The following is a 26043-nucleotide window of genomic DNA, read 5'->3' on the forward strand; positions in this document are numbered from 1 at the left end:
ATAGAGAGAATGTTATGAGCGTAGTGCCTGTAGTCGACGTACTGCAAGGCCGTGTCGCCGTTGACAGTGACGTCACCGTGCGCGGCTGGGTACGTACCCGGAGAGACTCTAAAGCCGGTATTTCCTTTATTGCCGTCTATGACGGTTCCTGCTTTGATTCGCTACAGGCTGTTGTCAATAATAATCTTGCTAATTATCAGAGCGACATTTTGCGCCTGACGACGGGCTGTTCGGTAGAAGTCACCGGCAAGGTGGTGGAATCTCCGGGTGAAGGCCAAAGCTTCGAACTGCAGGCCACGGAACTCAAGGTCGTCGGCTGGGTGGAAGATCCGGATACGTACCCGATGGCGGCTAAGCGCCACAGTATCGAATATCTGCGTGAAGTCGCGCACTTACGCCCGCGCACCAACCTGATCGGTGCCGTCGCCCGTGTGCGTCACACGCTGGCGCAGGCTATCCATCGCTTCTTCCATCAGAACGGTTTCTATTGGGTCTCTACGCCTATCATTACCGCTTCCGATACCGAAGGTGCAGGTGAAATGTTCCGGGTTTCCACGCTGGACCTGGAAAACCTGCCGCGTGACGATCAGGGCAAAGTCGATTTCAGCGAAGACTTCTTCGGTAAAGAGGCGTTTCTGACCGTATCCGGCCAGCTTAACGGCGAAACCTACGCCTGTGCCCTGTCTAAAATCTATACCTTCGGGCCGACCTTCCGTGCGGAAAACTCCAATACCAGCCGCCACCTGGCAGAGTTTTGGATGATTGAACCGGAAGTCGCCTTTGCGACACTGGATGACGTTGCAGCGCTGGCGGAAAACTTGCTGAAATTTGTGTTCAAGGCCGTACTGGAAGAACGTGCTGACGACATGAAATTCTTCGCAGAACGCGTAGATAAAGATGCCATCAGCCGTCTGGAGCGTTTTGTCACCTCTGATTTCGCCCAGGTGGATTACACCGACGCCATCACGATTCTGGAAAACTGCGGGCAGACGTTCGAGAACCCGGTGTCCTGGGGTATCGATCTCTCCTCTGAGCACGAACGCTATCTGGCAGAGAAACACTTCCAGGCCCCGGTCGTGGTGAAGAACTACCCGAAAGACATCAAAGCCTTTTATATGCGCATGAACAGCGACGGTAAAACCGTGGCGGCGATGGACGTACTGGCACCGGGCATCGGCGAGATTATCGGCGGTTCACAACGTGAAGAGCGTCTGGAACAACTGGATATCCGTCTGGAAGAGATGGGTCTCAGTAAAGAAGACTACTGGTGGTATCGCGATTTGCGTCGTTACGGCACCATCCCGCATTCGGGTTTTGGTCTCGGTTTTGAACGTTTGATAGCGTATGTAACCGGTGTACAAAATGTGCGCGATGTGATTCCGTTCCCACGTACGCCGCGTAATGCCACGTTCTAAGCAAAAAATAACATAAGAAAAACAGATATATGTAACAAGAAGGAGCACCTGAAACGGTGCTCTTTTTTTTGTTTTAGAGATAGCTCACAAAGTTCCGTGATTTTTACAAATTGAAATACATATTTTCCAATGGTTACTCCATTTTTGAATTTGTATCATTTAAACGGTAGATTAACGCACGGACGAATGGAAAACTGCGTACAGACACAGGAAGACAACTGCATTCGCAATAAGTTCCGTTAAGTTTTTTACTGTGATGCAGATGTCTTATATAACACCAATGAGGGTAATAATGATGAAGCGCAATATTCTTGCAGTGGTAATCCCTGCGCTGTTGGCTGCTGGTGCCGCTAACGCAGCTGAAGTATACAACAAAGACGGCAACAAGCTGGATCTGAACGGTAAAATCGTCGGTCTGCATTACTTCTCCAAAGACAACAGCGGCGACAACAGCGGCGACCAGACCTACGCGCGTTTGGGCTTCACTGGCGAAACCAAGATCAACAGCGATCTGACTGGTTACGGTCGTTTTGAAACCCAGTTCAACGCCCAGAATGCTGAAGATACTAACGGTGGCAAAGGTAAAACCCGTTACGCTTATGCCGGCCTGAAATTTGGTGATTTCGGCTCTATTGACTATGGTCGTAACCGTGCTATCGGCTATGACGGCATCTCTTACACCGACGTACTGCCGGAGTTCGGCGGTGACCAGGGTTATCAGGATAACCTGACTGGCCGTAACGCGGGTGTTGCGACTTACCGCAACAAAAACTTCTTCGGCCTGGTTGATGGCTGGGATTTCGCACTGGGTTACCAGAGTGCTCATAACGAGTCTAAAGACGTCGCAAGACAGACCGGTGCTGGCTGGGCGATGTCCTCCAGCTATACTTCACCGTTTGGCGTGGGTGTAATTGGTTCGTATACTCAGGCTAACCGTACCCAAGCTCAGATGGCTGACGGTCGGGGTAAAAAAGCGGAAGCCTGGGCAACCGGTCTGAAATATGATGCAAACAGCGTTTATGTTGCAGCTACTTATGGCGAATACCATAACCTGAGCTACGTTAAAGGCAATACATTCTTAGCTGGTAATGTAAGTACTGCAGATTCAAATGGACAGCAGAAAGCGGCGCTGGATACAACCAAAGTGTTTGAAGCTGTTGCTCAGTACAACTTTGACTTCGGTCTGACCCCGTCTGTAGCTTATGTTTCCGCGAAAGCGAAAGATAACAATCAAGCTACTAACGATTACATCACCAAATACGTTAGCCTGGGCCTGACCTACGCGTTCAACAAGAACTTTTCTACCTATACTGAGTACGACATCAACCTGATCAAAAGCAATAACGCTTATGGGTTGAACACCAACGACCGTGTTGCTGTCGGTGTAGTTTACCAGTTCTAATCTAGTTGCTATCAGTTAACGACTCTGTCGTAAAACTGACGTCCTAAATGCCGATCAACTTTGATCGGCATTTTTATTTTCACACCATCGTGCACTTCTCAGGTGATGACATTTTTTGTCGATCACGTTATTGGCACATAGCCAGCAACTCGCCAAGCCATAAAAAAAACCGCTACGCATAGTATACGTAGCATTCATGACAAAAAATCATAGTAAACATGAAAAAAACATTTCAGTTATGCGTGTTTTTTCTTACAAAGAAGAATCATAACCTTATGATAAAGAAATGAATAATATGGAAGTATGGGTAAAAACCACTCTTCAGATAAAAACATGCCACGACATAGAGTGTGACCCACCTCTAAATTTACATTTAGAAACATAATAAAACATAATGTTTCATAAACCAGTAATTAGTATCATTTGTGGAGTGGATAATCATCATTGTGAATGAAACACTGCGTCTGGACACAGAGACACCGCCACAATGCAGAAGTTCAGTTCGAATGTTTGCAAAAATGAGTGGGCGTGAACCAATACAATGAGGATTATTTATAATGATGAATCGTAATATTCTGGCAGTGGTCATCCCGGCACTGTTGGCTGCTGGTGCCGCCAACGCAGCAGAAGTTTATAACAAAGACGGCAACAAGCTGGACCTGAACGGTAAAATTGACGGCCTGCACTACTTCTCCAAAGATACTGGCAACAGCGGCGACAAAACCTATGCTCGTCTGGGTTTCCTGGGTGAAACCAAAATCAACAGCGATCTGACTGGTTACGGCCGTTTGGAATATCAGTTCAACGCCAAATACTCTGAAGATACTAACGGTGCAAATGGTAACACTCGTTATGCTTATGCCGGTCTGAAATTTGCCAACTTCGGCTCTCTGGATTACGGTCGTAACCGTAACGTGACTTACGATGGTATCGCTTATACTGACGTACTGCCGGAATGGGGTGGCGACTCTGGTTACACCAACAGCTTTACTGGTCGCAGCGCTGGTGTGGCTAACTACCGTAACAAAAACTTCTTTGGTCTGGTTGACGGCCTGAATTTCGGCCTGAGCTACCAGTCTGAACATACTGACTCCAAAGATCCCAGAAACAACCTCGGTGCCGGCTATGCTGTGTCAACCTCCTATACCTCTCCGATTGGTGTAGGGATTACCGGGTCTTATGGTCATGTTAATCGTGCTACCAAGAAAACTGGTGCTGCCGGTACTGAGAGTGCAAACTATGATGGCCGTGGCACCGATGCAGAAGTATGGGCAACTGGCCTGAAATACGATGCCAACGGCATCTATGTGGCAGCCACCTACGGTGAATACCGTAACCTGACCTACGTTAGTTTCAGCTCCTTCAAAACCGGAAATACCTACGGCGACAACCAAGCGTTTGACAAAACACAAGTCTTTGAAGCCGTTGCTCAGTACGCATTTGACTTTGGTCTGAAACCGTCTATCGGTTATGTTTCTGCTAAAGCGAAAGACGAAACTGCTGCGATCACTAAGAGCGATTACATCGTTAAGTACATCAGCTATGGTCTGACCTATTCCTTCAATAAGAACTTCTCAGCCTATACCGAGTATGACATGAACCTGCTGAGCAACAGCAATGCATACAAAATGGCAACCAACGATCGCGTTGCTGTAGGTGTGGTTTACCAGTTCTAATCCAACACCACTTCTCTGAAGTGATGTTGCGTAAAGCCGGGGACCACGCCCCGGCTTTTTCTTACCAGATTCCCTTTGCATGAGAATTGCATTCTGATTCTTACCCTGTGAAAGGGCCGGTCCCTCACCCGTTACATTCCACAGTGATACGAACTCCTGTTGATACACACCTCTGACGTCAGTCTTGAAAAAAACATCTAAAACTAATAAAACCACAACAAAGTAAAGAACAGCCCCTCCGTTGCCAGAAAGACCGATGACACCCTGTTCACCGGTCTGGTATATCCGTGCTGACAACCCGCACGATTCCCGATACACACGATAACGACAGTGGATACGCTGCCTTTGTCATGAGTATCGGGAAAAAATCCCGACTGCCCCACCGCTCTCATTATTTCCGTTTCTTTTGATGCAAACGGTTGGCAAAGCCGAACGCTGGCGTTAACCTGCTATTTCTGTTTATTCTCTGTCATGGATTACTTCGCAATGTTTGAAAAAATCTCTGCCGCACCTGCTGACCCGATTCTGGGGTTGGCCGATTTGTTTCGTGCTGATGAACGCCCCCACAAAATCAACCTGGGGATTGGGGTCTACAAAGACGAAACCGGCAAGACACCTGTACTCACCAGCGTAAAAAAAGCAGAGCAGTTACTGCTGGAAACAGAAACCACTAAAAACTACCTGAGTATTGATGGCATCCCGGAATTCGCCCGCTGCACTCAGGAACTGTTATTTGGTAAGCAGAGTGACATCATTGCGAATAAACGTGCACGCACCGCACAGACGCCGGGCGGCACCGGTGGCTTACGCGTGGCGGCAGACTTCATTGCCAACCAGACCAGCGCCAGGCGCATTTGGGTGAGCAACCCAAGCTGGCCGAACCACAAAAACGTTTTTGCAGCTGTCGGCCTCGAAGTCTGTGATTACACCTACTACGATGCAGCTAACCACAAGCTGGATTTTGACGGCATGCTGACCAGCCTGAGCGCAGCCCAGGCGGGTGATGTCGTTCTGTTCCATGGCTGCTGCCACAACCCTACTGGTATCGATCCGACGAAAGAACAGTGGGAACAACTGGCTGTACTGGCACAAGAGAAAGGCTGGCTACCGCTGTTTGACTTCGCCTATCAGGGTTTTGCTCGCGGTCTTGAGGAAGACGCTGAAGGCCTGCGTATTTTTGCCACCAGACATCAAGAGCTGATTGTCGCCAGTTCCTATTCCAAGAACTTTGGCCTCTACAACGAACGTGTCGGCGCTTGCACGATTGTGGCGGCTGACGCCGCTATTGCCGATACGGCATTCAGCCAGGTCAAAGCAGGCATTCGTGCCAACTACTCTAACCCGCCGTCACACGGTGCGGCGATAGTCGCGACCGTGTTGTCTAACGAATCGCTGCGTAACATCTGGGAGCAGGAATTAACGGCAATGCGTGAACGCATCCAGCGCATGCGTCACCTGTTTGTCAGCACATTGCAGGAAAAAGGCGCGACTCAGGACTTCTCCTTTATTATCAACCAGAATGGCATGTTCTCCTTCAGTGGTCTCAATAAAGACCAGGTGCTGCGTCTGCGTAACGAATTCGGTATTTACGCCGTGAACTCAGGCCGTATCAACGTAGCCGGTATGACGCCGGAGAACATGGCTCCGCTGTGCGAAGCCATCGTCGCCGTACTGTAAACAGCCTGCCATCGCCCTGTTGTTAGCAGGGCGCACGCAATGACAAAAAAGCCAGCATCACTGCTGGCTTTTCTATTGGCGGATAGCGCGGTTATTACTCGGTATCACGCACAAACGGATTGGTACGACGTTCTTCACCAAAGGTAGACATGGGACCATGCCCCGGGATAAACGCGATATCATCCCCCAAAGGGAACAGCTTAGTGCGGATAGAGGCTATCAACGCCTGATGGTTCCCCTGAGGGAAATCGCTACGCCCTACGCCGCCTCGAAAAATGACATCCCCCACCTGAGCAAAACGCGCCTGCTTATCGACAAACACCACATGACCTGGCGTATGCCCAGGGCAATGCAACACCGATAATACGCACTCACCCACAGTAACGGTATCACCGTCTTCCAGCCAGCGGGCTGGCGTTAACGCAGCGCAATCACTCAAACCGAACATGCGGCTCTGCGCGGGCAATCCATCAAGCCAGAAAGCGTCTTCACGCTGGGGGCCAACGATAGGTGCCTGAAAGTATTCGGACAACGTGGCGGCGGCTCCGACATGGTCCAGATGACCATGCGTCAGCAGAATCTGGGTGACCGTCACCCCTGTCTGCGCCACGACGTGTTTGATTTTGTCTGCTTCGCCACCGGGATCAACAATAGCGGCCTGCAACGTTTTCTCACACCACAGCAGGGTGCAATTTTGGCTGAAGGCCGTAACAGGAATAATTTGGTACTTCATACCGCTCCGTTTTTACTCGACATCCTTATTCAGGGAATAAAACCACCGATATTGCCCGGCTGGCACCTGCATTTATGCTATCAGGTACGAATACTACCAGCCGGTACCCATACTACCAGGTACGAACCGCGCCGGTATCGATGTGCACAAAATTGCTCTGCGGGTAGTACCCTACACCACCGGCGCGCATTTTCAGCGCCGCTTTTCGGATATTCGCCAGTTGGACACCTTCAATATGGAAATCCATGGCTTTTCCCTGGGTGTGGTAGCTCTGTTTCGCCACGCCCTTACTGTGCGACCGTAAATCTTCATTGGTGCTGTAAGAACGGTAACCCGAGATCAGCTGTACCGGCTTGGTCGTACCTAACATGACCTGCAGGCGGTATAGCTGATCAAACAGCGCGGGGTCGATAGTTTTCACTTTATTGGCCCGATAATCACGGAAAAAATGATTCAATCGGGATAACTCTGCTTTGTTATAACGCCGCCCGTCGAAAAATTCGACCTTAATGCGTTCACCGGTGTTGATATTGTTCAGCGTGAGAATGCGTGGGCGCGAGGTGGAAAGCGAGGCCAGCGCCTGGCCCGGTAACAGCGCCATCCCTAACGCCGCGCCGCCGATCGCCAGCCATTTGCGTCGATGATTATCAATATATTCCATAAAGATTGCATACCCTGGGCTAAAAGAAGCGAAGCGAAAAATAACAAGCCAAAACGGTGTATAAATGTACCGCTTTGCACCTTAACTGCCAGTGCGTGGCCCGTCAACCCGCTTTACCCAGATGCTGACGCCCACGTTCACTGGCTTTCACTGCGCTACCCCGCCGCCGTCATTCAGGAATTGCCCGAATTACGGATAGTTACTGTAATAATAATCCCACTTTAGACAAAGCCAGAGCGCCGGTTTTCACCGTGTCATCATAATTGTAAATATCTGTGCGGAACTGGGGCTTGCCATCGTCAGCCACCCAGGCGGTGAGATAGTAAAAGTTCACCGGTATCCGCTGACGCACTGCCACGTAAGTCGTGTTTCCCTGCTCCAGGGTTGAGGAAATACGGGCATTGTTCCAGCCAGCATCCTGTAATAATAACGCCGCCAGTTCAGACGCCTTGTTAACACGCACACACCCGGAACTCAGCGCCCGAATATCTTTCTGGAATAGCGCATGGTTAGGCGTGTCATGCAAGTAGATAGAATCCGTATTGGGTATATTAAATTTATAGCGCCCCAACGAATTGCTGTCGCCCGGTGCCTGACGCAAGCGATAAGGGAAGTTGCTGGCTGACATCATCGGCCAGTCAATCATTGACGGATCGATAGGTTGAGCGCTCTCGGTCCAGTCCGACAACACGGTATAGCCGTGTCGCTGCAGATACCCTGGGTCCTGAATCACTTTGGGAATGATATCCTGACGCGTCAGCGTGGTAGGCACGTTCCACGGCGGGTTCATCACCACATTACTCAGTGAAGTGCTCATCAGCGGCGTCTTGCGTTTAGGCTGGCCGACGATCACTCTGGACGACAATATCTCCGCCCCATGCTGATAATAGGTAAGCGAGTAGTTAGGGATGTTGACCATAATACCGCTGTTCACATTATCCGGTACCAGCCGTAACCGCTGGATATTCAACGCCAGCAATGTCGCACGCATCTGCGATGATACATTGAGCCAGTCACGGGTGCGCTTGCCAATGACACCATCGTCCTGCAACCCTTGTGAATGCTGGAAACGTTTTACCGCCTCGACAAGCTCGCCGTCATAACGCAACGGGGATGCATTGCCTGACGAGGCATCATTAAACAGCGGCATCGCCGCACTATTCTTACTGAGCATGCCGGTGCGCAACAGAATTTCTCTCAGTACCGGTAACGCGTTACTTTCATCACCGGGGCGCAACGAATCCGCCAGCATCAGCTTCGGCCAGGGACGTTTATCCATCAGCATGTCTTTCAGTGCCACATGCATTTTCGCATACTGAGAATGATGAGGCGCCAGTGACGCAATAAACGCGGCCCCATTACCTGACACCATCGCCTGCTGCCATTGTTCAATCATCGTTGTCGAGGGTAGCGCCAGTTTGTAAGGAACACTGCCGTATAGCCAGCTGTTGCCATTTTTCTCTACCCCGGCAACAAATTGCATATACCCCAGCATGGCATCAGACAGCACCACATCACGGGCAAAACCGTTCAGTTTCGGATCGGTTAACCAGCTCACCCAGGTGGCAAACTGTGGCTGCACACCGGACAGCGCCACCTCCGCCAGTTGTTGCTGGAAGGCTTTAATCGCCTGCGTGTCGCCCCACAGTGGCCGCCGATGCTGGCGCGAATAGAGCGCCGTCAGCTCGTTCAGGTAGTGAGGGGAAATGCCGGCGGGCAAGCCTGCCGTGATAGAGGCACCATGTTGGGAGGTGTGATTTTGGCTCACCGCTGACGCCGCCACATTACCGGACACCGTCGGTGACGCCGCCTGAACGGAAAACGAAGTCAATACGCTACCCAACCAAATCAAACCGGCTACTTGCAAAAGCTGTCTTTGCGTATTTCGTTTGACTACCAACATCCAGTTATCCCCTGTACTTAAAATGACACGGCTTTTATGACGCCGTTTTTTAGCCACTGGCGTTGTTGCTGTCAGCCAGGATGGTTTCACATCCGCGTTATCATCACACCGACTCTCGGTTACCACACACGACGGTCATGCATCAACACCCTGACCACGTTGTTACCTTGACCGTGTCGTTGAACCGGCATCAGGAAAAACAATAGCATTCAGCTTTGGCTTACATTGATTTTACGGCGTGTCATAGGAAATAACGAGTCCCCTGGCCCCGTAATTTCCATCATCATACAGTCAGTTATCGTGTTTTTCTTCACTCGTGTTGCACACCGTCAAAACGCCTTTAGCTGGAGCAAGAAATCTCCAGATGCTTACCCCAGTCTGGCGGTAACGCGGCCAGATCAGCCTTATCAGGCTGCTCGGCATACGGTTGTTGCAGCGCCTGGTGCAGACGGGCAAGTACATTGACATCCTCTTTTTCTGCCAGGTCAATCGCCTGTTGGGCCAGATAATTACGCAAAATATAACGCGGATTAGCCTGTTTCATCCGTTGCTGACGCTCGGCATCATCCGCACTTTCCAGCATCAGCCGTTGACGATAGGCACTGAACCACCCATCAAATGCCGCCAGGTCGATAAAAATATCACGCAGCGGGGAGTGGCTGCTGTGCCGTTCCGTTTCCGATAACAGGCGGAAAATATGGGTATAATCCGCCCGCTCCCGCTTCATCAGTTGCAACAAGCCGACCAGCAGATCGTTATCCTGCGCTTGCGGCGTATCAAACCCTAGTTTAGCGCGCATCAGCTCACCGAATCGCTGCATCAATGCAGGTTCATACCCCTCCAGCGCCTGCTGCAACCGCTCTACGGGCATCAACCCTGACAGTGACTGCGCCAGTCGGTGCAGGTTCCATAACGCCACCGCGGGTTGGTTATCGAAGGCGTAACGCCCCTGATGATCCGAGTGATTACAGATATAATCGGGTTGGTAGTCATCCATAAACCCGAATGGACCATAATCGATGGTCAACCCGAGAATGGACATGTTGTCGGTATTCATCACACCGTGAGCGAACCCAACCGCCTGCCAGTGTGCAATCAGCCTCGCCGTTCGCTCCACCACATCACTGAACCACAGATAATAGCGATCAGCGTCCTGCTGCCACTGAGGCCAGTGACAGGCAATGACGTAATCGGCCAACTGACGGACTTGCTCAGGTTCGCGCCGGTAATAGAAATGTTCGAAATGCCCGAAACGGACATGGCTATCCGCCACCCGCAATAGCATCGCCCCGCGTTCTTCCTGCTCACGTCGCACCGGATGATCACTGCTGACGATGGTTAACGCGCGCGTAGTGGGAATACCGAGGTGGTGTAACGCTTCCGATGCCAGAAACTCGCGCACAACAGAACGCAAAACGGCCCGTCCGTCACCCATACGCGAATAGGGGGTCAACCCGGCACCTTTGAGGTGCCAGTCCTGCGTGCGGCCATCTGCCAGTTGCTGTTGTCCAAGGAGGATACCGCGCCCGTCACCGAGTTGCCCGGCCCAGACACCGAATTGATGGCCGCTGTACACCTGAGCCAACGGAGCCATACCGGGTAACTGCCGCTCGCCACTCCAGATACGCTGATTATCGCCTTCAAACCAGTCGGCAGATAACCCGAGTTCCTGAGCAAGGGGCGCGTTGTGATACAACAACCGCGCGCCATGCAGAGGCGTCGGCGTCAGCTCGGTATAATATCCGGGCAGTTGCTGGTGGTAATGATTATTGAACGGCAGGTCATGTGGCATAACTTCCCCCTTTTTCATCAGTGTAGAACTGCAAGGGGGGAATTAACACGGAGTAACTACAGGGCTATTAGCCGACAGGAACACACCAACAGAAGCGTTACGTCGGATAGGAAGATACAAGCGGGCGCATCATATAACCGGGCCAACATAGCCATGATAGATGCCACACCGCACTGAGTGCGGCATCCGCCGGGATAGTAGTCATAAGGATAGTGATCAACCGAGGATTGTGATCACCTGACTGAGAATAGCGGTCAACCGTAACAGGCTACCGGCATCACTGCATTATCCAGTGCTTCTGGCGACACAGCAGGCCATAACTGCCCCTGAACGGCGTTAACATTCAGTTCAAGCGCCTTCTCAAAACCCGCGACATTATCTATCCCTTTTGCGACCACCTTGAGCGAGGGGCATTGTTTTCTCATTGCCAGTAACATAGGGTTAATAATAGACACACAAACAGGACGCGTTAATAATTTATTAGTAAATGCCGCATCCATTTTCACACTGGAAATGACACCATCATAAAAGGGTTTCATATTCATTTTGCCGGAACCAAAGTCATCCAGCCATAAATGGAACGACTGACTTAATTTCATCAGCAAAGGGTTATCTCGTCCGGATGATATATCGGGAAAATTCTCATTAATTTCAAGTTGCAGGAAAGGCAGCGCACGAAACTTTCGTCCCAGTAACGTATCCTCAATCAGAAACTCCGTCAGCGTGTGGTCGATTTTTAGTACCACGGCAACCCGATGATGGATAAACCAGGCTGATTTCTCTTTGAGGATCGCGAGTTGCTCTGTGAGTAACGTCTGCTTTTGGCGGCGATTCAACACCCCCAGTAAGATCTCCTGGGGAACGGAGAACCCGCCTGATTCGTTCTGGAACCGCCCGCTCATCTCCAGTGCCAGTAACTGTGAGTCCAGGTGATAGACAGGAGAAAAGTGGTACTGACTGACATAGTCAACTGCAAGCTGGATACGCATAGTGTTATAGCCAGAGTTAAAAGATGAACCCGCCGTAACGAGCAGTCAGACAAGATGAGCATTGTCTGACCTGACCCTATTCGCCGCTATCACTCCAGAAACATTAAAGATTATTAACAATAATATTCAAGACGGGTCGATGGCATGACGTTTAATCACCAATCCATGCCTCAACACCCGTAAGAAAATATGATAAATAATCCTCGTCCTTTTCACGCGAATACCATTTTGGTTACTGCCGAAACCGATGTTAATTTATCGTTTGATCCTGTCGGAAAACAATCCGCTTTTCACTTTTCAGACAAAGCCCTAATACAGATTTCAAATTATTAACGCACGTTTTCCGATAGCCAGACAGTTAGTGCATGTATTTCATCGTGTTGTTGCGGATAATCTCCAGCCAATTGTTCACCAACCGCCAGCAGTGCTTCGGGACGGTAAAATACCCCGTTCAATCGGTCGGCCAATGCCTCCAACGGGGTAGGATTCAGGCTATCGGTAAACAGCTGGCACCGCGTGATGACACCTCGCTCCACATCAAAATGCAGTTCTACGCCACCCCAGTCAAAACGGGTATCCAGCGTATGGCTAAACTCCGGAGCCTGACCAAAATTCCATTCCCAACTGCTTTGATGGGCGAACCGCTCAGCAAACCCGGGGAGATCAGGGAACGCATCCGGCGAGATAATCTCCGGCTGACACTGCGCCTGATAATGGTCGAAAAATGCCTGTATCACGGCGTTACACACCGTTTCATGGCGAATATCCGGCAATAACTCCACCAGATTCGCCACGCGTGAACGTACGGAGGCAATACCTTTCGCCTGCAATTTCTTTTTATCCGGGTTGAGGTAATCCGCCAGACGCGACAGGTTAGCGTCAAGCAGCAAGGTTCCATGATGGAATCCCCGGTCAATACTTTCCCGATAGGCCGAACCAGAAATTTTCCTGACGCCATCCGCCGTCTCAATCACGAGATCATTACGGCCCGACGCCTGTGCCGACACGCCCAGCACAGACAGCGCGCGCAAGATTATCCCTGTGGAGACACTTTTGTCGTAACCGGGTTTACCCGCCATGAAGGTGAAACAGGTATTGCCCAGGTCATGAAACACCGCGCCGCCGCCGCTACTGCGTCGGGCAAGTTTGATGCCATCTTGCTCCATCCGCCGGGTGTTACACTCTTTCCACGGATTCTGAGCCCGGCCAATCACCACCGTTTCGGCATTTCGCCACAAAAACAGCACTCGCTGCGTCGGCGGCATCTGACGAAAGATGCACTCTTCCACGGCCAGATTGAACCAAGGGTCGACAGAGTCGGAAATCAACAAACGCAGTGCGGGCATGACGAGGCTCCGAAAACAGCGGCCACCGTCAGGCGGCCGTAATATCAGATGCGGCGGGCCTGCCAGTAGGCCCGTTTCCAGTAAACGTTGTTCAGCGATGAACGCATCACACCGTGACTGGTAGAAGCATGAATAAACTGGTCATGACTGTCGTAGATGCCGACATGCAGCCCGTTTTCGCCGCTGCCGGTACGGAAAAAGACCAGATCACCGGGCAATAAGTCACTGCGGTCAACGCGGGTGCCGATTTCAGTTTGCTCCTCGGTAGAGCGCGGCAACGTGAGACCGAATCGGTCACGGAATGTCAGATAAACAAAACCGGAACAATCAATACCATTGTGATCAAGCCCGCCATAGCGATACGGCGTACCACGCCACTGCGCCAGTTGGGCGTGCAGTTGCGAGCGCACCTCGCTGGTATCACCCAAGCGGGTACTCTGCGGAACATGACTGCTACACCCGGCCAGAAACAATGCCATCACTGCTAGCCAGACTCTCCAGAACCTCATGCCGTTATGCTCACTGTTACCGGGGATGCCCCACAAAAACCGAATTACGACATATTATCATTCACGCGTTGGCGTTAATCGTTCGAGAACAGAGAATTTTTCTGCCTTAACGGTACGTTACAGCGATTATCTCGCCGTCTATCCCACCGTTTGTCACTCCTGTTGCGCCAGCATCCAGTGGCGCCCTTCCAGTACGTAATCGGTAAAAGCGACGCCAAAAACCGACGATAGCGTTTCTGGCTGCATCACCTCGACAGCGGTACCCTGAGCGGCCACTTCGCCACCGGACAACAGCCAGACGCGATCGGCATGGTGCAAGGTGTGGTTCAGATCATGGCCTGACGCCACCACGGTGATACCGGCACGGCATAACTCAGCCAGCAACGCATCCAACGCGACGCGCTGGGCGATATCCAGGCTGGCGACGGGCTCATCGAGCAACAATAGCCGGGCGGAGGGGTTCAATGTCGGCCAGACCTGCAACAACACCGCTGCCAGCCTGACCCGTTGCCATTCACCGCCAGACAAGCGGGTCAGCGGACGGCGCAGTTTATCGGCTAACGACAACCGCTCAGCCAGCCGCTGCACCACCCTATCCACCTCATCCGCCTTGCTTAACGCTGGCTGGTGCAGTTGCAGGTACTGGAATACCGGCATTAACGTCGGCGCGCTGTGGTTCTGGGGCAAATAAGCCCGCACTCTCGCCAGCGCGCGCGCCGACCACACCGCCATTGCCTGTCCCAACAACTGCGTTTCGCCTTCTCCCGGCTGTAGCCCCGCCATCAGTGCCAGCAACGTACTCTTACCGGCCCCATTGGGACCAATAATATGCACCAGCTCACCGCTATGGCAGCCTAGCGTCACCGAGGACAACCGCCCGGTGACACTGACGTGATTAAGGCTCAGCAGGGGTTGATGCGTCACGATTACTGCGCCAGCGCCTGCTCAACAGCTTTGATGATCGCACTGTCGTCCGGCGTCATGTCTGGTGAAAAACGTGCCACGACATCGCCACGGCGGTTAATCAGGAATTTTTCAAAATTCCACAAAATATCACCTGGGTGTACAGGAGCCTGACCGCGGCTGACACGACGCTCGTAGAACTCACTGCCCTGAGGTCGCAGCGCCTCTGGCTGAGCCTGAATCAATGCCTGATACAAGGGGTGACGACCACGGCCATTGACTTCTATCTTGCCAAACATCGGGAACTCAACGCCAAAAGTCCCACGACAAAAGGCCTGTATTTCTTCGTTGCTGCCCGGCTCCTGCCCGGCGAATTCATTGGAAGGAAAACCCAGCACGGCGAACCCGCGATCACGATAGGTTTCATACAGATTCTCCAGTGCTTCATATTGCCGGGTCAGCCCACACGCTGAGGCCACATTCACAACCAGCAGCACGTTATTACGCCAGTTTTCCAGTGATGTCTGGCGGCCGTCGATGGTTTGCAGGGGAATTGCGTAGATGTCATTGCTCATTGTCTATTCCTGTTGTTGTCTAACCAACCGATTGTTGTCTACCCAACGGATGTCATCGCATCGGTGGGTGTTAGTAAACCGCCTGGTGTGAGTAAACCGCGTGGTGTTAATAAACCGGTGCTCTGTCGGGGGTCATGGTGAATAACAGGCGAAATCACACCTGATGGCGCAACAACAGCCAGATGAACCAGGGAGCCCCGAGTGTGGCGGTCACCACGCCAACCGGCAGCTCTGCCGTCGCCAGTAACGTCCGCGCCAGCGTATCCGCCAGCATCAACACGACGGCACCCGCCAAACCACACCCGGTTAATAGATAGCGCTGATCCGTCAGCCCACACAAGCGCAAAATATGCGGGATAACCAACCCGACAAACCCGATTACGCCAGCCAGCGCCACACTGATGCCGACCAATGCCCCCATCGCCAGCACCAGCAGATGACGCCAGTACAATACCGCGACCCCCAACTGCCGGGCCGCCTGCTCACCCAGCGCCAGATGGTTGAGTACCTCGCCACAACGCGCCAGCCAGACTAACAGCGGCAACATCAGTAGCATTAACCCACTGTAACGCCAGTCCACACCGCTAAAACCGCCCATCATCCAGTACATCAACTGGCGCAGATCGAGACTGGTGCTGAAATAGACGGCCCAGGTCATCAATGCACTGCAAATAATGCCCAGTGCAACGCCAATAAGGAGTAAACGCGCATTGGAAACGCCCGCGTGGGAAAAACGCAACAGCAGCAATGTCACCAGTAATGCGCCGATGATGGCACACAGGCTGAGGCTCCAGACTGGCAATACGCCATGACCAAGCAACACCGCGATAACCAGCGCCACACCCGCCCCGTTGGAAACCCCCAGCAGTCCGGGTTCGGCTAACGGATTATCAAACACCGCCTGCATAACCGCACCGCTCATTGCCAGCCCCGCCCCCACCAGCATCACTGCCAGCGTGCGCGGCAAGCGCAGTTGCCAGATAAAAAGCGAGGATTCCGGGTCCAGCCAGTGTGTCGGCGCAATCCAGCGCTCACCGGCACACAGACTCACCGCCACCCCAACAGCCAGTAAGAGCCACAACCCCAGCAAACGCTGGCGATCACGCCGCCGCTGCTGATGTTTCAGTTGGGTATAACCTGCCGGGGTTGACTGCATGAGATAGCCTGTCACGAAGAAATCGGATAATGGCACCATAATGCGCATATCCACAGTGATATCAAGCTGATGCCGGGAAATTTCGCCAAAGAATGGAAAGCGGCCCGCAAAGCCCGCTGCCTGCAACCCGGACAGCCTCCCTCTGCGGTATGGTATGAAATGTGATTATCTCATCTAATTTGATTATTTTTCGTTCTAAGAAATCTCAACTACCTTAATAGAGTGACTTTCACCACCCTGCTACGGAGTAACGTTATGCTGGCATCCTTTCTGCGCATACTGCATCGCGCCCGACGCCAAAACCAGAGTCGGGATAGCGGGCCATCCGACACCTGCGTCGAGTGCGAATACAGCTTCTATAACCATGAGGCTAACCTGCCGTTCGACCAGCTTGAGGAGTGCCTGCGCGCCCGGCGTGACGCGCTGATGCAGGAGCATCCGCCACAGGCCGAACCCGCGCCGCTCAGTACACGCCCGCGCTGGGCGGCACGGTAAGCGGACTCAGGTTGAGATTCAGCTTACAGATAACCCGTGGCGCGCAAGCCAGCTCTGGACATACTCCACGACGACCTTGCTGGCGGGGCCATAAATGTGTTCATCGAACTGGCTTTGGATCTGGCTCGGTTCCAGATTCAGTTCCACGGTATGGGCACCGTGCACCCGCGCTTCGTGTACAAACCCCGCCGCCGGATACACATGGCCTGATGTCCCAATGGCAATGAACACATTCGCTTGTGACAACGCGTGGTAGATGTGGTCCATACCCAACGGCATTTCACCGAACCACACCACATGCGGACGCAGCGGTGCCGGGAACTGGCAGCAATGGCAACGCTCATCGACAGAGAGATCGTCTGTCCACTCAAAGACTTGCCCACTGTGGCTGCAACGCACTTTCAGCAATTCACCGTGCATGTGGATGATTCGCTTATTGCCAGCGCGCTCATGCAGGTTGTCAATATTTTGTGTGACCAGCAGAAAATGGTCGCCCAGCGCGGCTTCCAGCTCCGCCAACGCCAGATGCGCAGCATTCGGTGCAATCTCCGGCTGCTGTAGCTGCCGACGACGCATATTGTAGAAATTCTGCACCGTTTGCGGATCGCGATGATACCCTTCCGGGGTAGCGACATCCTCCACCCGATGTTCTTCCCACAACCCATCCGACGCACGGAACGTGCGAATACCGGACTCAGCAGAAATCCCTGCTCCGGTAAGTACAACAACACGTGGTTTATTCACGTTTTTGACCACCAGATAATCAAGATGAAAAATGCGGGCACACAAACGCTGATGACGCAGACGTTTTCGTTGCCGAAAACGGTGTAATCGTTGACGCGAGTGCATGTCTGCTCCTTAGCCTGTCTTACGCGTACCGCTGCCGATTTACAGCGGTTTCGCTTTATGTCCGCTCAGAGAGCGGGGTTATCCATCGCCGCATACACATCAGGACGGCAGCGACGGACTCATCAAGTGTAGCAATGCCGCGCCGCGCACGCCGCCTGCATCGCCATGTCGTGCTTTCTCAATACGCGGGACGCGAGCCACCGGTAACACACTGTCTGGCAATCGCTGCGGCAACTGACGGTAAATTTCATCGAAATTCGACAACCCACCGCCAAACACGACCAGATGCGGGTCAATCAACGTTAGCAGATTTCCCAAACACACCGCCAGCAACGCCAGATAGCGATCGACATGCGCTCGCGCCTGCGGATCGCCGGCGTAGAAGGCGTGGATAATCTCCGGTGCCGATAACGTGCGATGGTAAAAATGCGCGTACAACCATTCAAATCCACGCCCGGAAAGGTAATTTTCCACACAACCGGCACGCCCGCAGCCACAGGCCACCCGAGGAATAGACGCGCCAAGAATATCCAGCGCATCGACCGGCAGACGAAAATGCCCCAGTTCCCCGGCGACACCGTTTTTCCCGTCAACGACCCGGCCATTCACCACCAGACCACCGCCCATGCCGGTGCCGAGAATAATCCCCAGCACCACCGGGTAAGCACGAAATTCGTTGTCCCAGGCCTCTGAGAGTGCAAAGCAATTGGCATCGTTACTGAGCCGAACGTCACGTTGCAATCGCCGACTGAGGTCGGCCCGCAGCGGTCGCCCCATCGCGGCAGGCAGGTTGGCGGCGAACAAGGTGCCATCATCCGCGTTTTCCATGCCCGGCACACCGACGCCTACGGTTCCCTGACACCCGCTCAGCGCATCGGCCTCACGTGTTAACGCCATCAGGTCATTTAACAAATGCTCATAATCATCACGGGGGGTCGGAATACGTTTTTGCCAGATACGCTGTAGCCCGGCGTCAAATACCGCCAGCTCTATCTTGGTGCCTCCGATGTCAAAGCCGTAGTACATGGATGCTCCCTTCACGTCGCACATCGGACAAAAAACAACGCCATTACCGAAGGCAATGGCGTTTCAGATTACTGACCGCTCAATATCCGCGCCGGATCGATACGGCTGGCGCGCCGGGCCGGATACCAGCTGGCTATCAGACTCAACACCAGCGAGGTACCCAATACGATAACCACGTCCAGCATGTGCAGCTCGGACGGCAGGAAATCGATGAAATAGATATCACCGGACAAGAAATGATGACCGGTAAGCGTTTCAAGCCCACGGATAATCGGCGTCAGTTGCAGCGTGACCACAATCCCGACCACGGTACCGACGATGCTGCCGAGCAACCCGGCCAATAGCCCGTACCAGACAAAAATCGCGCGGATAAGACCATCGCCCGCGCCCAGCGTGCGCAATACCGCGATATCGCTGCTTTTGTCCTTCACCGCCATCACCAGCGTGGAAACGATGTTGAAACAGGCCACCCCAATCACTAATACCATCGCCAGATACATAATGGTACGGATCATTTGAATATCGCGGTACATGTACCCGTAAGTGCCGATCCAACTGCGGATATACACAAAGAGATTGGTGGCCTCTCCGGCGTCATGCACCACCTTCTGTGCGGCGAATACATCCTGCACTTTGATGGCGATGCCGGTCACGCCATCGCCCAGCTCCAGATACTGCTGGGCATCCGCCAGCGGCACCAATGCCAGACTATGATCCAACTGACCGCTCAACTGCAGGATACCGGCAACCTGAAGGCGAATGCGCTTGGGTTGCAACAGCTTCATCTGCGGGTCGCTATTGGGGATCATGACCGTGACCCAATCGCCACTTTTCACACCCAGCGTATCCGCCACGCCTTTACCGATAATCACCTGTTGCGCCCCGGCATGAAAACGCGACCAGGCGTTATCCTGCACGAAGGTGGGTAACGCACTGAGCTTCAGTTCCTGTTGCGGGTCCACGCCTTTGAACTGAATCGCCTTTAGGCTGGCACCGTTTTCCAACAGGCCGGTAAAACTGACGTAAGGTGCGGCAGCGGCAACGCCGGGCACCTGTTCAATTTTCGGCAACAACGGTTGCCAGTGGCGAAACGGCTGCTCACCGGCTTCGATCTCGCCGTGCGGTACAACGGCCAGAATACGGTTGTTGAGTTCACGCTCGAAACCGTTCATGGCACTCAGCCCGACTATCAATACTGCGACACCCAGCGCGATGCCAAGGGTGGAAATCACCGAAATCAGCGATACCATACCGCTGCGACGACGCCCGCGGCTAAAACGCAACCCAACCAGCAGCGAAAGCGGAGGAAAGGTCATTGCGACGCCCCCATCAGGGTTAACTCCTGCTGCAACTGTCCATCACGCATTTCCAGTTGTCGGCCGAGACGGCGGGCCAGACTCAGGTCGTGGGTGACCACCAGAAACGCCGTCCCCTGACGTACGTTCAACTCACCCAGTAACTCAAAAATGGCATCGGTAGTACGCTGATCAAGGTTACCGGTCGGTTCGTCCGCCAGTACCAGTGACGGGTTATTCACCAGCGCGCGGGCAATCGCCACACGCTGGCGCTCACCACCGGACAATTCAGAAGAGCGGTGCTGACTGCGCTGTGCCAGACCGACTGCCGCCAACATGGTTTGCGCGCGTTCTTTGGCCTCTTTGGGGGCCACCTTGCCGATAAGCAGCGGCATCGCCACATTTTCCAGCGCGGTGAAATCCGGCAGCAGATGATGAAACTGATAGATAAAACCCAGTTCGCGGTTACGCAGCGCGGCTTTCGCCGCCGCTGACAGTTGATTCAACGTGTTACCCTTGAACACCACCTCACCGGAGGTCGGCGCGTCCAGCCCGCCCAGCAAATGCAACAAGGTACTTTTACCGGATCCGGAGCTACCGACAATCGCCATCATCTCGCCATTCTGCATCTCGAATGACACATCGCGCAGCACATCAGTCGACAGGTTGCCTTCCTGATAGCGTTTACACAGCTGACGGCACTGCAATAAAGGTGAATTACTCATAACGTAAAGCCTCTGCGGGATGGGTGGCGGCCGCGCGCCAGGAAGGATAAAGCGTGGAAAGCAACGCCAGCAGCATAGCGACCAGCGCAATGGCGATCACCTGCAACGGCTGGATTTGTACCGGTAGCGAACCACCGTCAATCAACAGCCCCAGCATCGGTATCAGCGTATTTAACTGGCTGGCCAGCACCATACCCAGTATCGCCCCGACCAGCGCGCCCACCACACCCGCGCCGCCGCCCTGAACCATAAAGACCGCCATGATTTGCCGCCGGGTCAGCCCCTGCGTTTGCAAAATGGCGACCTCGCCCTGTTTCTCCATCACCAGCAAACCCAGTGAGGTAATGATATTGAACGCCGCGACAGCCACGATCAGGCTCAACAACAGCCCCATCATGTTTTTCTCCATCCTGACCGCCTGGAACAACTCCCCTTTGCGCTCGCGCCAGTCTTTCCATACCGTTCCTGACGGCAATGTCTGCTGACTCAGCGTATCCACCGCCAGAGGTTGATCAAGCCACAACCGCCAGCCGGTGATGTTGCCAAGGGGATAGTGCATCAGACGCGACGCATCCTGCTGGTTCACCAACAGTTGGTAGCCATCCACTTCGCTGTGGGCATAAAACGTGCCGACCACGGTAAACAAACGCTGACTGGGCACCCGCCCCATCGGCGTCAACTGACTGGCGCTGGTGACCATCAGGCGCAGTTGATCGCCGGGTTTAACGCCAAGCTGGTTGGCCAGTTGTTCACCGAGAATCGCCTGATATTGCCCTGGCTGCAATTGCTGTAATGACGCGCCATGCGTCAGGTAGTTCGCCAACGGCTCTTGTTCATCCGGGTTGACACCCAGCATCACCCCTACCGCCACGCTGCGAGCGCTTTGCAGCACCACATCGCCGGTCGTCAGCGGAGCAATACGCCTGACGCCCGTCAGACCAGAGAGCGACGCAGCAGACAATGTCTGAGGATTCAGGGAGCCTTGCGGCGTCGTGACGAGTGCCTGAGGCATCAGCCCCAGAATGCTGTTTTCCAGTTCCCGCTCAAAGCCGTTCATCACCGACAAGACGGTGACCAGCGCCATCACTCCGAGGGTAATGCCAATGGCGGACAACCAGGAAACAAACCGCCCAAAGCGGTCCGCGGCCCGCCCTCGCATATAGCGCAGGCCGATAAAAAGTGCGACAGGTTGATGCATGAAATCCGTCTGGATGAGGTTGCTAAAGCAAAGTGAACAAGGATAATAAAGGGTAGTACCGCTTTATGGAACCCTAAGCCTCTCTCTTCCCGACTTTTTCTTAGTGGATATCGAGACCTGATAATCGGATGATGCCTGAACAATATCGCTATACCTTGCCTGGCAAAGCGGGCGAACAACGCCTGCTGGGTCAGCTTACCGGTGCCGCCTGCGCCGTCGAATGTGCAGAAATCGTTGAACGCCACACCGGACTGGTGGTGCTGATTACGCCCGACATGCAAAATGCTCTGCGCTTGCGCGACGAAATTCAGCAATTTACCGGCCACCCGGTCATGACGCTGCCGGATTGGGAAACCCTGCCCTACGACAGCTTCTCGCCCCACCAGGAAATTGTCTCCGCCCGTCTATCTACGCTTTACCAGCTTCCCTCGCTGACACGCGGCGTGTTGATCTTGCCGGTCAATACCCTGATGCAGAAAGTGTGTCCGCACGCGTTCCTGCACGGCCATGCGTTGATGCTGAAAAAAGGCCAGCGCCTGTCTCGTGACCGGCTGCGCAGCCAGTTGGAACAGGCCGGTTATCGTAGCGTCGATCAGGTGATGGAGCATGGCGAATTCGCTACCCGTGGCGCGTTGCTTGACCTGTTCCCGATGGGGAGCGAAGAGCCGTTTCGTATTGATTTCTTTGATGACGAGATAGACAGCCTGCGACTGTTCGACGCCGATACCCAACGAACCCTGAATGAAGTCGAGCAGATTCATTTGTTGCCAGCGCGGGAATTCCCTACGGACAAAAACGCCATTGAGCTATTTCGCAGCCAGTGGCGCGAGCAGTTTGAGGTCAGGCGCGACGCCGAGCACATCTATCAGCAGGTGAGTAAAGGTACCCTGCTCGCCGGGATCGAATACTGGCAACCGCTGTTTTTCGACCAGCCGCTGCCCGCGCTGTTCAGTTATCTGCCAGAGGGTACGCTGCTGGTCAATACCGGCGATATCCAGCAAGGTGCCGAGCGTTTCTGGCAGGATGTTCAGCAACGTCATGACAGCCGCCGCGTCGACCCGATGCGCCCACTGTTATCGCCGGATGCACTGTGGCTACCGGTTGATGCGCTGTTCGCCGAGCTCAAGCAGTTTCCACGCGTACAGCTTCGCGGCGATACGCTGCCGGACAAAGCCGCCAACCTGAATCTGGGCTACCAGCCGCTGCCGGACCTGGCAGTTCAGCATCAGAATAAATCGCCGTTGGATGCGCTACGCCGTTTCGTGGAGCAGTTTAACGGGCAGGTGGTGTTTTCGGTGGAGAGCGAAGGCCGCCGGGAAACCTTGCAAGAGTTACTGTCTCGCATCAAGTTATCGCCAACGCCGGTAAAACGTCTTGAACAGCTGGCATCCCCAGGGTGTTACCTGATGATAGGAGCCAGCGAACACGGCTTTATTGACACTCTGCGCCAGCGCGCGCTGATCTGCGAAAGCGACCTGCTGGGTGAGCGCGTCAGTCGTCGGCGTCAGGACAGCCGCCGTACCATCAATACCGATACGTTGATTCGCAATCTGGCGGAACTGCGCCCAGGTCAACCGGTGGTGCACCTTGAGCACGGCGTTGGCCGTTACGCCGGGCTGACCACGCTGGAAGCAGGCGGCATCAAGGCGGAATACCTGATTCTGCACTACGCCGGTGAAGACAAGCTGTACGTGCCGGTCTCCTCGTTGCACCTGATCAGCCGCTACGCCGGTGGCGCGGAAGAAAGCGCGCCACTGCACAAACTGGGCGGGGACGCCTGGACACGAGCGCGGCAGAAAGCGGCAGAGAAAGTGCGCGATGTGGCCGCCGAACTGCTGGATGTGTATGCCCAGCGCGCGGCGCACACCGGCTTCGCGTTCAAACACGATCGCGAACAGTACCAATTGTTCTGTCAGGGCTTTCCGTTTGATACCACCCCGGATCAGGCGCAGGCCATCAACGCCGTGCTGAGTGACATGTGCCGCCCGCTGGCGATGGACCGACTGGTGTGCGGTGATGTCGGCTTCGGCAAAACCGAAGTGGCGATGCGCGCCGCGTTCCTGGCAGTGGAAAACCATAAGCAGGTGGCGGTACTGGTGCCGACTACCTTGCTGGCGCAGCAGCACTTCGACAATTTCCGAGACCGTTTCGCCAACTGGCCGGTGCGCATTGAAATGCTGTCGCGCTTTCGCAGCCAGAAAGAACAGACACAGGTACTGGAACAAACCCAGGAAGGTAAAGTGGATATCCTGATCGGTACCCACAAATTACTGCAAAGCGATGTCCGCTGGCGGGATTTGGGGTTATTGATCGTCGATGAAGAACACCGCTTCGGCGTGCGCCACAAAGAGCGCATTAAAGCGATGCGCGCCAATGTGGATATCCTGACCCTCACCGCCACGCCGATTCCGCGCACCCTGAATATGGCAATGAGCGGCATCCGTGATTTGTCGATCATCGCCACACCGCCCGCTCGTCGTCTGGCGGTGAAAACCTTTGTGCGTGAGTACGACAATCTGGTGGTGCGCGAGGCGATGCTGCGTGAAATTCTGCGCGGCGGGCAGGTGTATTACCTCTACAACGACGTGGAAAACATCGAAAAAGCCGCCCAGCGGCTCAGCGAACTGGTGCCGGAAGCGCGTATCGCCATCGGTCATGGGCAGATGCGCGAACGCGACCTGGAGCGGGTGATGAACGATTTCCATCATCAGCGTTTCAATGTGCTGGTGTGTACCACCATCATTGAAACCGGGATCGACATCCCCAGTGCCAATACCATCATCATTGAGCGTGCTGACCATTTCGGCCTGGCACAGTTGCATCAGTTACGTGGCCGCGTTGGTCGTTCACACCATCAGGCTTACGCTTACCTGCTGACTCCCAATCCTAAAGCGATGAGCAGTGATGCCCACAAGCGGCTGGAGGCTATCGCGTCGCTGGAAGATTTGGGGGCCGGTTTTGCCCTTGCCACCCACGACCTGGAAATCCGCGGTGCAGGGGAATTGCTGGGTGAAGACCAGAGCGGCCAGATGGAAAGCGTTGGTTTCTCGCTGTACATGGAGTTACTGGAAAGCGCAGTAGAATCACTCAAAGCGGGGCGAGAACCGTCGCTCGACGACCTGCTCAGCAGTCAGACCGACGTAGAATTGCGCCTGCCTGCACTGTTACCAGACGACTTCATTCCTGACGTCAATACCCGTTTGTCGTTCTATAAACGCATCGCCAGCGCCAAAAACGATAACGAACTGGATGACCTGAAAGCGGAACTGATCGACCGTTTCGGCACCTTGCCGGACGCCGCCCGCCACTTGCTACAGGTCGCGGCATTGCGCCAGCAGGCGCAGGCGCTCGGCATCAAACGCATAGAAGGCAATGACAAAGGCGGGTTCATCGAATTCAGCCAGCACAATCGCGTCGACCCGACGCATCTTATCGGCCTGTTACAACGTGACCCGAAAGTGTATCGACTGGATGGCCCGACCCGGTTGAAATTCATTAACGATCTGGGCGGATACCCGAAACGACTGACGTTTATCACTCAACTGCTGGAGGAGATGGCGCAGCATACGTGCGCTGCCTGATGATGTTGCTATAAACCTAAATCATTCGGGTTGCAGCACAAAACGCATTGCGTGTTGAACCGCGCAATGCGTTGCCCCGTAGGGCGAGGCCCATTGATAGGCTGGGTAAAAAAGCCAGCGCACCAGCAACGTGAAGT

Annotated in this window: 21 protein-coding genes; 6 read left to right on the plus strand and 15 right to left on the minus strand. The window is 53.9% G+C overall.

Annotation, left to right across the window (positions count from 1 at the left end; all coding sequences use genetic code 11):
• Window positions 1-14 precede the first annotated feature (14 nt).
• The 4 genes from asnS to FAZ14_RS01790 all read left to right on the plus strand — a co-directional run bounded on the left by asnS (window position 15) and on the right by FAZ14_RS01790 (window position 6170).
• Window positions 15-1415 carry an asparagine--tRNA ligase gene (gene asnS / locus FAZ14_RS01775; protein ID WP_038903995.1) on the plus strand — a complete coding sequence of 467 codons (1401 nt, stop codon included), beginning with the start codon at window positions 15-17 and terminating at the stop codon, window positions 1413-1415.
• A gap of 292 nt (window positions 1416-1707) precedes the next feature.
• A complete protein-coding gene (locus FAZ14_RS01780) occupies window positions 1708-2817 on the plus strand; it encodes a porin (protein WP_276529257.1) in 1110 nt (369 codons plus the stop codon).
• A 557-nt stretch (window positions 2818-3374) separates the two neighbouring features.
• A complete protein-coding gene (locus FAZ14_RS01785; RefSeq protein WP_276529258.1) occupies window positions 3375-4493 on the plus strand; it encodes a porin in 1119 nt (372 codons plus the stop codon).
• Window positions 4494-4979: 486 nt separating this feature from the next.
• Window positions 4980-6170, plus strand: coding sequence for an amino acid aminotransferase (locus FAZ14_RS01790; RefSeq protein WP_038926178.1), 1191 nt, complete (start codon window positions 4980-4982; stop codon window positions 6168-6170).
• Window positions 6171-6264: 94 nt separating this feature from the next.
• Here FAZ14_RS01790 and FAZ14_RS01795 read toward each other — a convergent pair whose 3' ends face one another.
• From FAZ14_RS01795 to btuC, 10 genes are all read right to left on the minus strand, one after another.
• Window positions 6265-6903, minus strand: a complete 639-nt coding sequence (locus FAZ14_RS01795) for an MBL fold metallo-hydrolase (protein WP_038926177.1) — start codon at window positions 6901-6903, stop codon at window positions 6265-6267.
• Window positions 6904-7015: 112 nt separating this feature from the next.
• A complete protein-coding gene (mepK, locus tag FAZ14_RS01800; RefSeq protein WP_038903990.1) occupies window positions 7016-7564 on the minus strand; it encodes a peptidoglycan L,D-endopeptidase MepK in 549 nt (182 codons plus the stop codon).
• 199 nt (window positions 7565-7763) lie between these two features.
• Entirely contained in the window at window positions 7764-9467 is a 1704-nt protein-coding gene (gene ldtD, locus FAZ14_RS01805) for a L,D-transpeptidase (RefSeq protein ID WP_153507962.1), read from the minus strand.
• Between the two features lie 340 nt (window positions 9468-9807).
• On the minus strand, window positions 9808-11259 hold the full coding sequence (locus FAZ14_RS01810) for a protein adenylyltransferase SelO (protein WP_153507963.1): 1452 nt from the start codon (window positions 11257-11259) through the stop codon (window positions 9808-9810).
• Window positions 11260-11513: 254 nt separating this feature from the next.
• Window positions 11514-12248 (minus strand): EAL domain-containing protein, encoded by a 735-nt coding sequence (locus tag FAZ14_RS01815; RefSeq protein WP_016940809.1) that lies wholly within the window; start codon window positions 12246-12248, stop codon window positions 11514-11516.
• Between the two features lie 329 nt (window positions 12249-12577).
• Window positions 12578-13594 carry a lipoate--protein ligase gene (locus tag FAZ14_RS01820; RefSeq protein WP_016940810.1) on the minus strand — a complete coding sequence of 339 codons (1017 nt, stop codon included), beginning with the start codon at window positions 13592-13594 and terminating at the stop codon, window positions 12578-12580.
• A gap of 44 nt (window positions 13595-13638) precedes the next feature.
• Window positions 13639-14103, minus strand: coding sequence for an NlpC/P60 family protein (locus tag FAZ14_RS01825; protein WP_016940811.1), 465 nt, complete (start codon window positions 14101-14103; stop codon window positions 13639-13641).
• A 153-nt stretch (window positions 14104-14256) separates the two neighbouring features.
• Complete coding sequence (gene btuD / locus FAZ14_RS01830; RefSeq protein ID WP_016940812.1) at window positions 14257-15027, minus strand: vitamin B12 ABC transporter ATP-binding protein BtuD; 771 nt, start codon at window positions 15025-15027, stop codon at window positions 14257-14259.
• A 2-nt stretch (window positions 15028-15029) separates the two neighbouring features.
• On the minus strand, window positions 15030-15581 hold the full coding sequence (locus FAZ14_RS01835) for a glutathione peroxidase (protein ID WP_016940813.1): 552 nt from the start codon (window positions 15579-15581) through the stop codon (window positions 15030-15032).
• A 154-nt stretch (window positions 15582-15735) separates the two neighbouring features.
• Window positions 15736-16737 carry a vitamin B12 ABC transporter permease BtuC gene (gene btuC, locus FAZ14_RS01840; RefSeq protein ID WP_085930100.1) on the minus strand — a complete coding sequence of 334 codons (1002 nt, stop codon included), beginning with the start codon at window positions 16735-16737 and terminating at the stop codon, window positions 15736-15738.
• Between the two features lie 255 nt (window positions 16738-16992).
• On the opposite strand from btuC, the gene FAZ14_RS01845 reads away from it, so the two are divergent.
• Window positions 16993-17232, plus strand: coding sequence for a hypothetical protein (locus tag FAZ14_RS01845; RefSeq protein WP_016940815.1), 240 nt, complete (start codon window positions 16993-16995; stop codon window positions 17230-17232).
• Between the two features lie 18 nt (window positions 17233-17250).
• Here FAZ14_RS01845 and cobB read toward each other — a convergent pair whose 3' ends face one another.
• From cobB to lolC, 5 genes are all read right to left on the minus strand, one after another.
• Entirely contained in the window at window positions 17251-18081 is an 831-nt protein-coding gene (gene cobB, locus FAZ14_RS01850; RefSeq protein WP_016940816.1) for a Sir2 family NAD+-dependent deacetylase, read from the minus strand.
• Window positions 18082-18180: 99 nt separating this feature from the next.
• On the minus strand, window positions 18181-19107 hold the full coding sequence (nagK, locus tag FAZ14_RS01855) for an N-acetylglucosamine kinase (RefSeq protein ID WP_016940817.1): 927 nt from the start codon (window positions 19105-19107) through the stop codon (window positions 18181-18183).
• A gap of 68 nt (window positions 19108-19175) precedes the next feature.
• On the minus strand, window positions 19176-20423 hold the full coding sequence (gene lolE / locus FAZ14_RS01860) for a lipoprotein-releasing ABC transporter permease subunit LolE (protein WP_016940818.1): 1248 nt from the start codon (window positions 20421-20423) through the stop codon (window positions 19176-19178).
• Window positions 20420-21127 carry a lipoprotein-releasing ABC transporter ATP-binding protein LolD gene (gene lolD, locus FAZ14_RS01865; RefSeq protein ID WP_016940819.1) on the minus strand — a complete coding sequence of 236 codons (708 nt, stop codon included), beginning with the start codon at window positions 21125-21127 and terminating at the stop codon, window positions 20420-20422. The genes lolE and lolD overlap by 4 nt, the downstream gene beginning before the upstream one ends.
• Window positions 21120-22325, minus strand: a complete 1206-nt coding sequence (gene lolC / locus FAZ14_RS01870) for a lipoprotein-releasing ABC transporter permease subunit LolC (RefSeq protein WP_016940820.1) — start codon at window positions 22323-22325, stop codon at window positions 21120-21122. The genes lolD and lolC overlap by 8 nt, the downstream gene beginning before the upstream one ends.
• A gap of 128 nt (window positions 22326-22453) precedes the next feature.
• On the opposite strand from lolC, the gene mfd reads away from it, so the two are divergent.
• Window positions 22454-25906: a transcription-repair coupling factor gene (gene mfd / locus FAZ14_RS01875; protein WP_194287056.1), complete on the plus strand. Its 3453-nt coding sequence runs from the start codon at window positions 22454-22456 to the stop codon at window positions 25904-25906.
• Window positions 25907-26043 lie beyond the last annotated feature (137 nt).

Source organism: Dickeya oryzae (assembly GCF_009372235.1).
Lineage (GTDB): Bacteria > Pseudomonadota > Gammaproteobacteria > Enterobacterales > Enterobacteriaceae > Dickeya > Dickeya oryzae.

Coding starts and splice junctions, on each gene's coding strand:
- asnS (WP_038903995.1), top strand. CDS start 15: ATGAGCGTAGTGCCTGTAGTCGACGTACTGCAAGGCCGTGTCGCCGTT.
- FAZ14_RS01780 (WP_276529257.1), top strand. CDS start 1,708: ATGATGAAGCGCAATATTCTTGCAGTGGTAATCCCTGCGCTGTTGGCT.
- FAZ14_RS01785 (WP_276529258.1), top strand. CDS start 3,375: ATGATGAATCGTAATATTCTGGCAGTGGTCATCCCGGCACTGTTGGCT.
- FAZ14_RS01790 (WP_038926178.1), top strand. CDS start 4,980: ATGTTTGAAAAAATCTCTGCCGCACCTGCTGACCCGATTCTGGGGTTG.
- FAZ14_RS01795 (WP_038926177.1), bottom strand. CDS start 6,903: ATGAAGTACCAAATTATTCCTGTTACGGCCTTCAGCCAAAATTGCACC.
- mepK (WP_038903990.1), bottom strand. CDS start 7,564: ATGGAATATATTGATAATCATCGACGCAAATGGCTGGCGATCGGCGGC.
- ldtD (WP_153507962.1), bottom strand. CDS start 9,467: ATGTTGGTAGTCAAACGAAATACGCAAAGACAGCTTTTGCAAGTAGCC.
- FAZ14_RS01810 (WP_153507963.1), bottom strand. CDS start 11,259: ATGCCACATGACCTGCCGTTCAATAATCATTACCACCAGCAACTGCCC.
- FAZ14_RS01815 (WP_016940809.1), bottom strand. CDS start 12,248: ATGCGTATCCAGCTTGCAGTTGACTATGTCAGTCAGTACCACTTTTCT.
- FAZ14_RS01820 (WP_016940810.1), bottom strand. CDS start 13,594: ATGCCCGCACTGCGTTTGTTGATTTCCGACTCTGTCGACCCTTGGTTC.
- FAZ14_RS01825 (WP_016940811.1), bottom strand. CDS start 14,103: ATGAGGTTCTGGAGAGTCTGGCTAGCAGTGATGGCATTGTTTCTGGCC.
- FAZ14_RS01835 (WP_016940813.1), bottom strand. CDS start 15,581: ATGAGCAATGACATCTACGCAATTCCCCTGCAAACCATCGACGGCCGC.
- btuC (WP_085930100.1), bottom strand. CDS start 16,737: ATGCAGTCAACCCCGGCAGGTTATACCCAACTGAAACATCAGCAGCGG.
- FAZ14_RS01845 (WP_016940815.1), top strand. CDS start 16,993: ATGCTGGCATCCTTTCTGCGCATACTGCATCGCGCCCGACGCCAAAAC.
- cobB (WP_016940816.1), bottom strand. CDS start 18,081: ATGCACTCGCGTCAACGATTACACCGTTTTCGGCAACGAAAACGTCTG.
- nagK (WP_016940817.1), bottom strand. CDS start 19,107: ATGTACTACGGCTTTGACATCGGAGGCACCAAGATAGAGCTGGCGGTA.
- lolE (WP_016940818.1), bottom strand. CDS start 20,423: ATGACCTTTCCTCCGCTTTCGCTGCTGGTTGGGTTGCGTTTTAGCCGC.
- lolD (WP_016940819.1), bottom strand. CDS start 21,127: ATGAGTAATTCACCTTTATTGCAGTGCCGTCAGCTGTGTAAACGCTAT.
- lolC (WP_016940820.1), bottom strand. CDS start 22,325: ATGCATCAACCTGTCGCACTTTTTATCGGCCTGCGCTATATGCGAGGG.
- mfd (WP_194287056.1), top strand. CDS start 22,454: ATGATGCCTGAACAATATCGCTATACCTTGCCTGGCAAAGCGGGCGAA.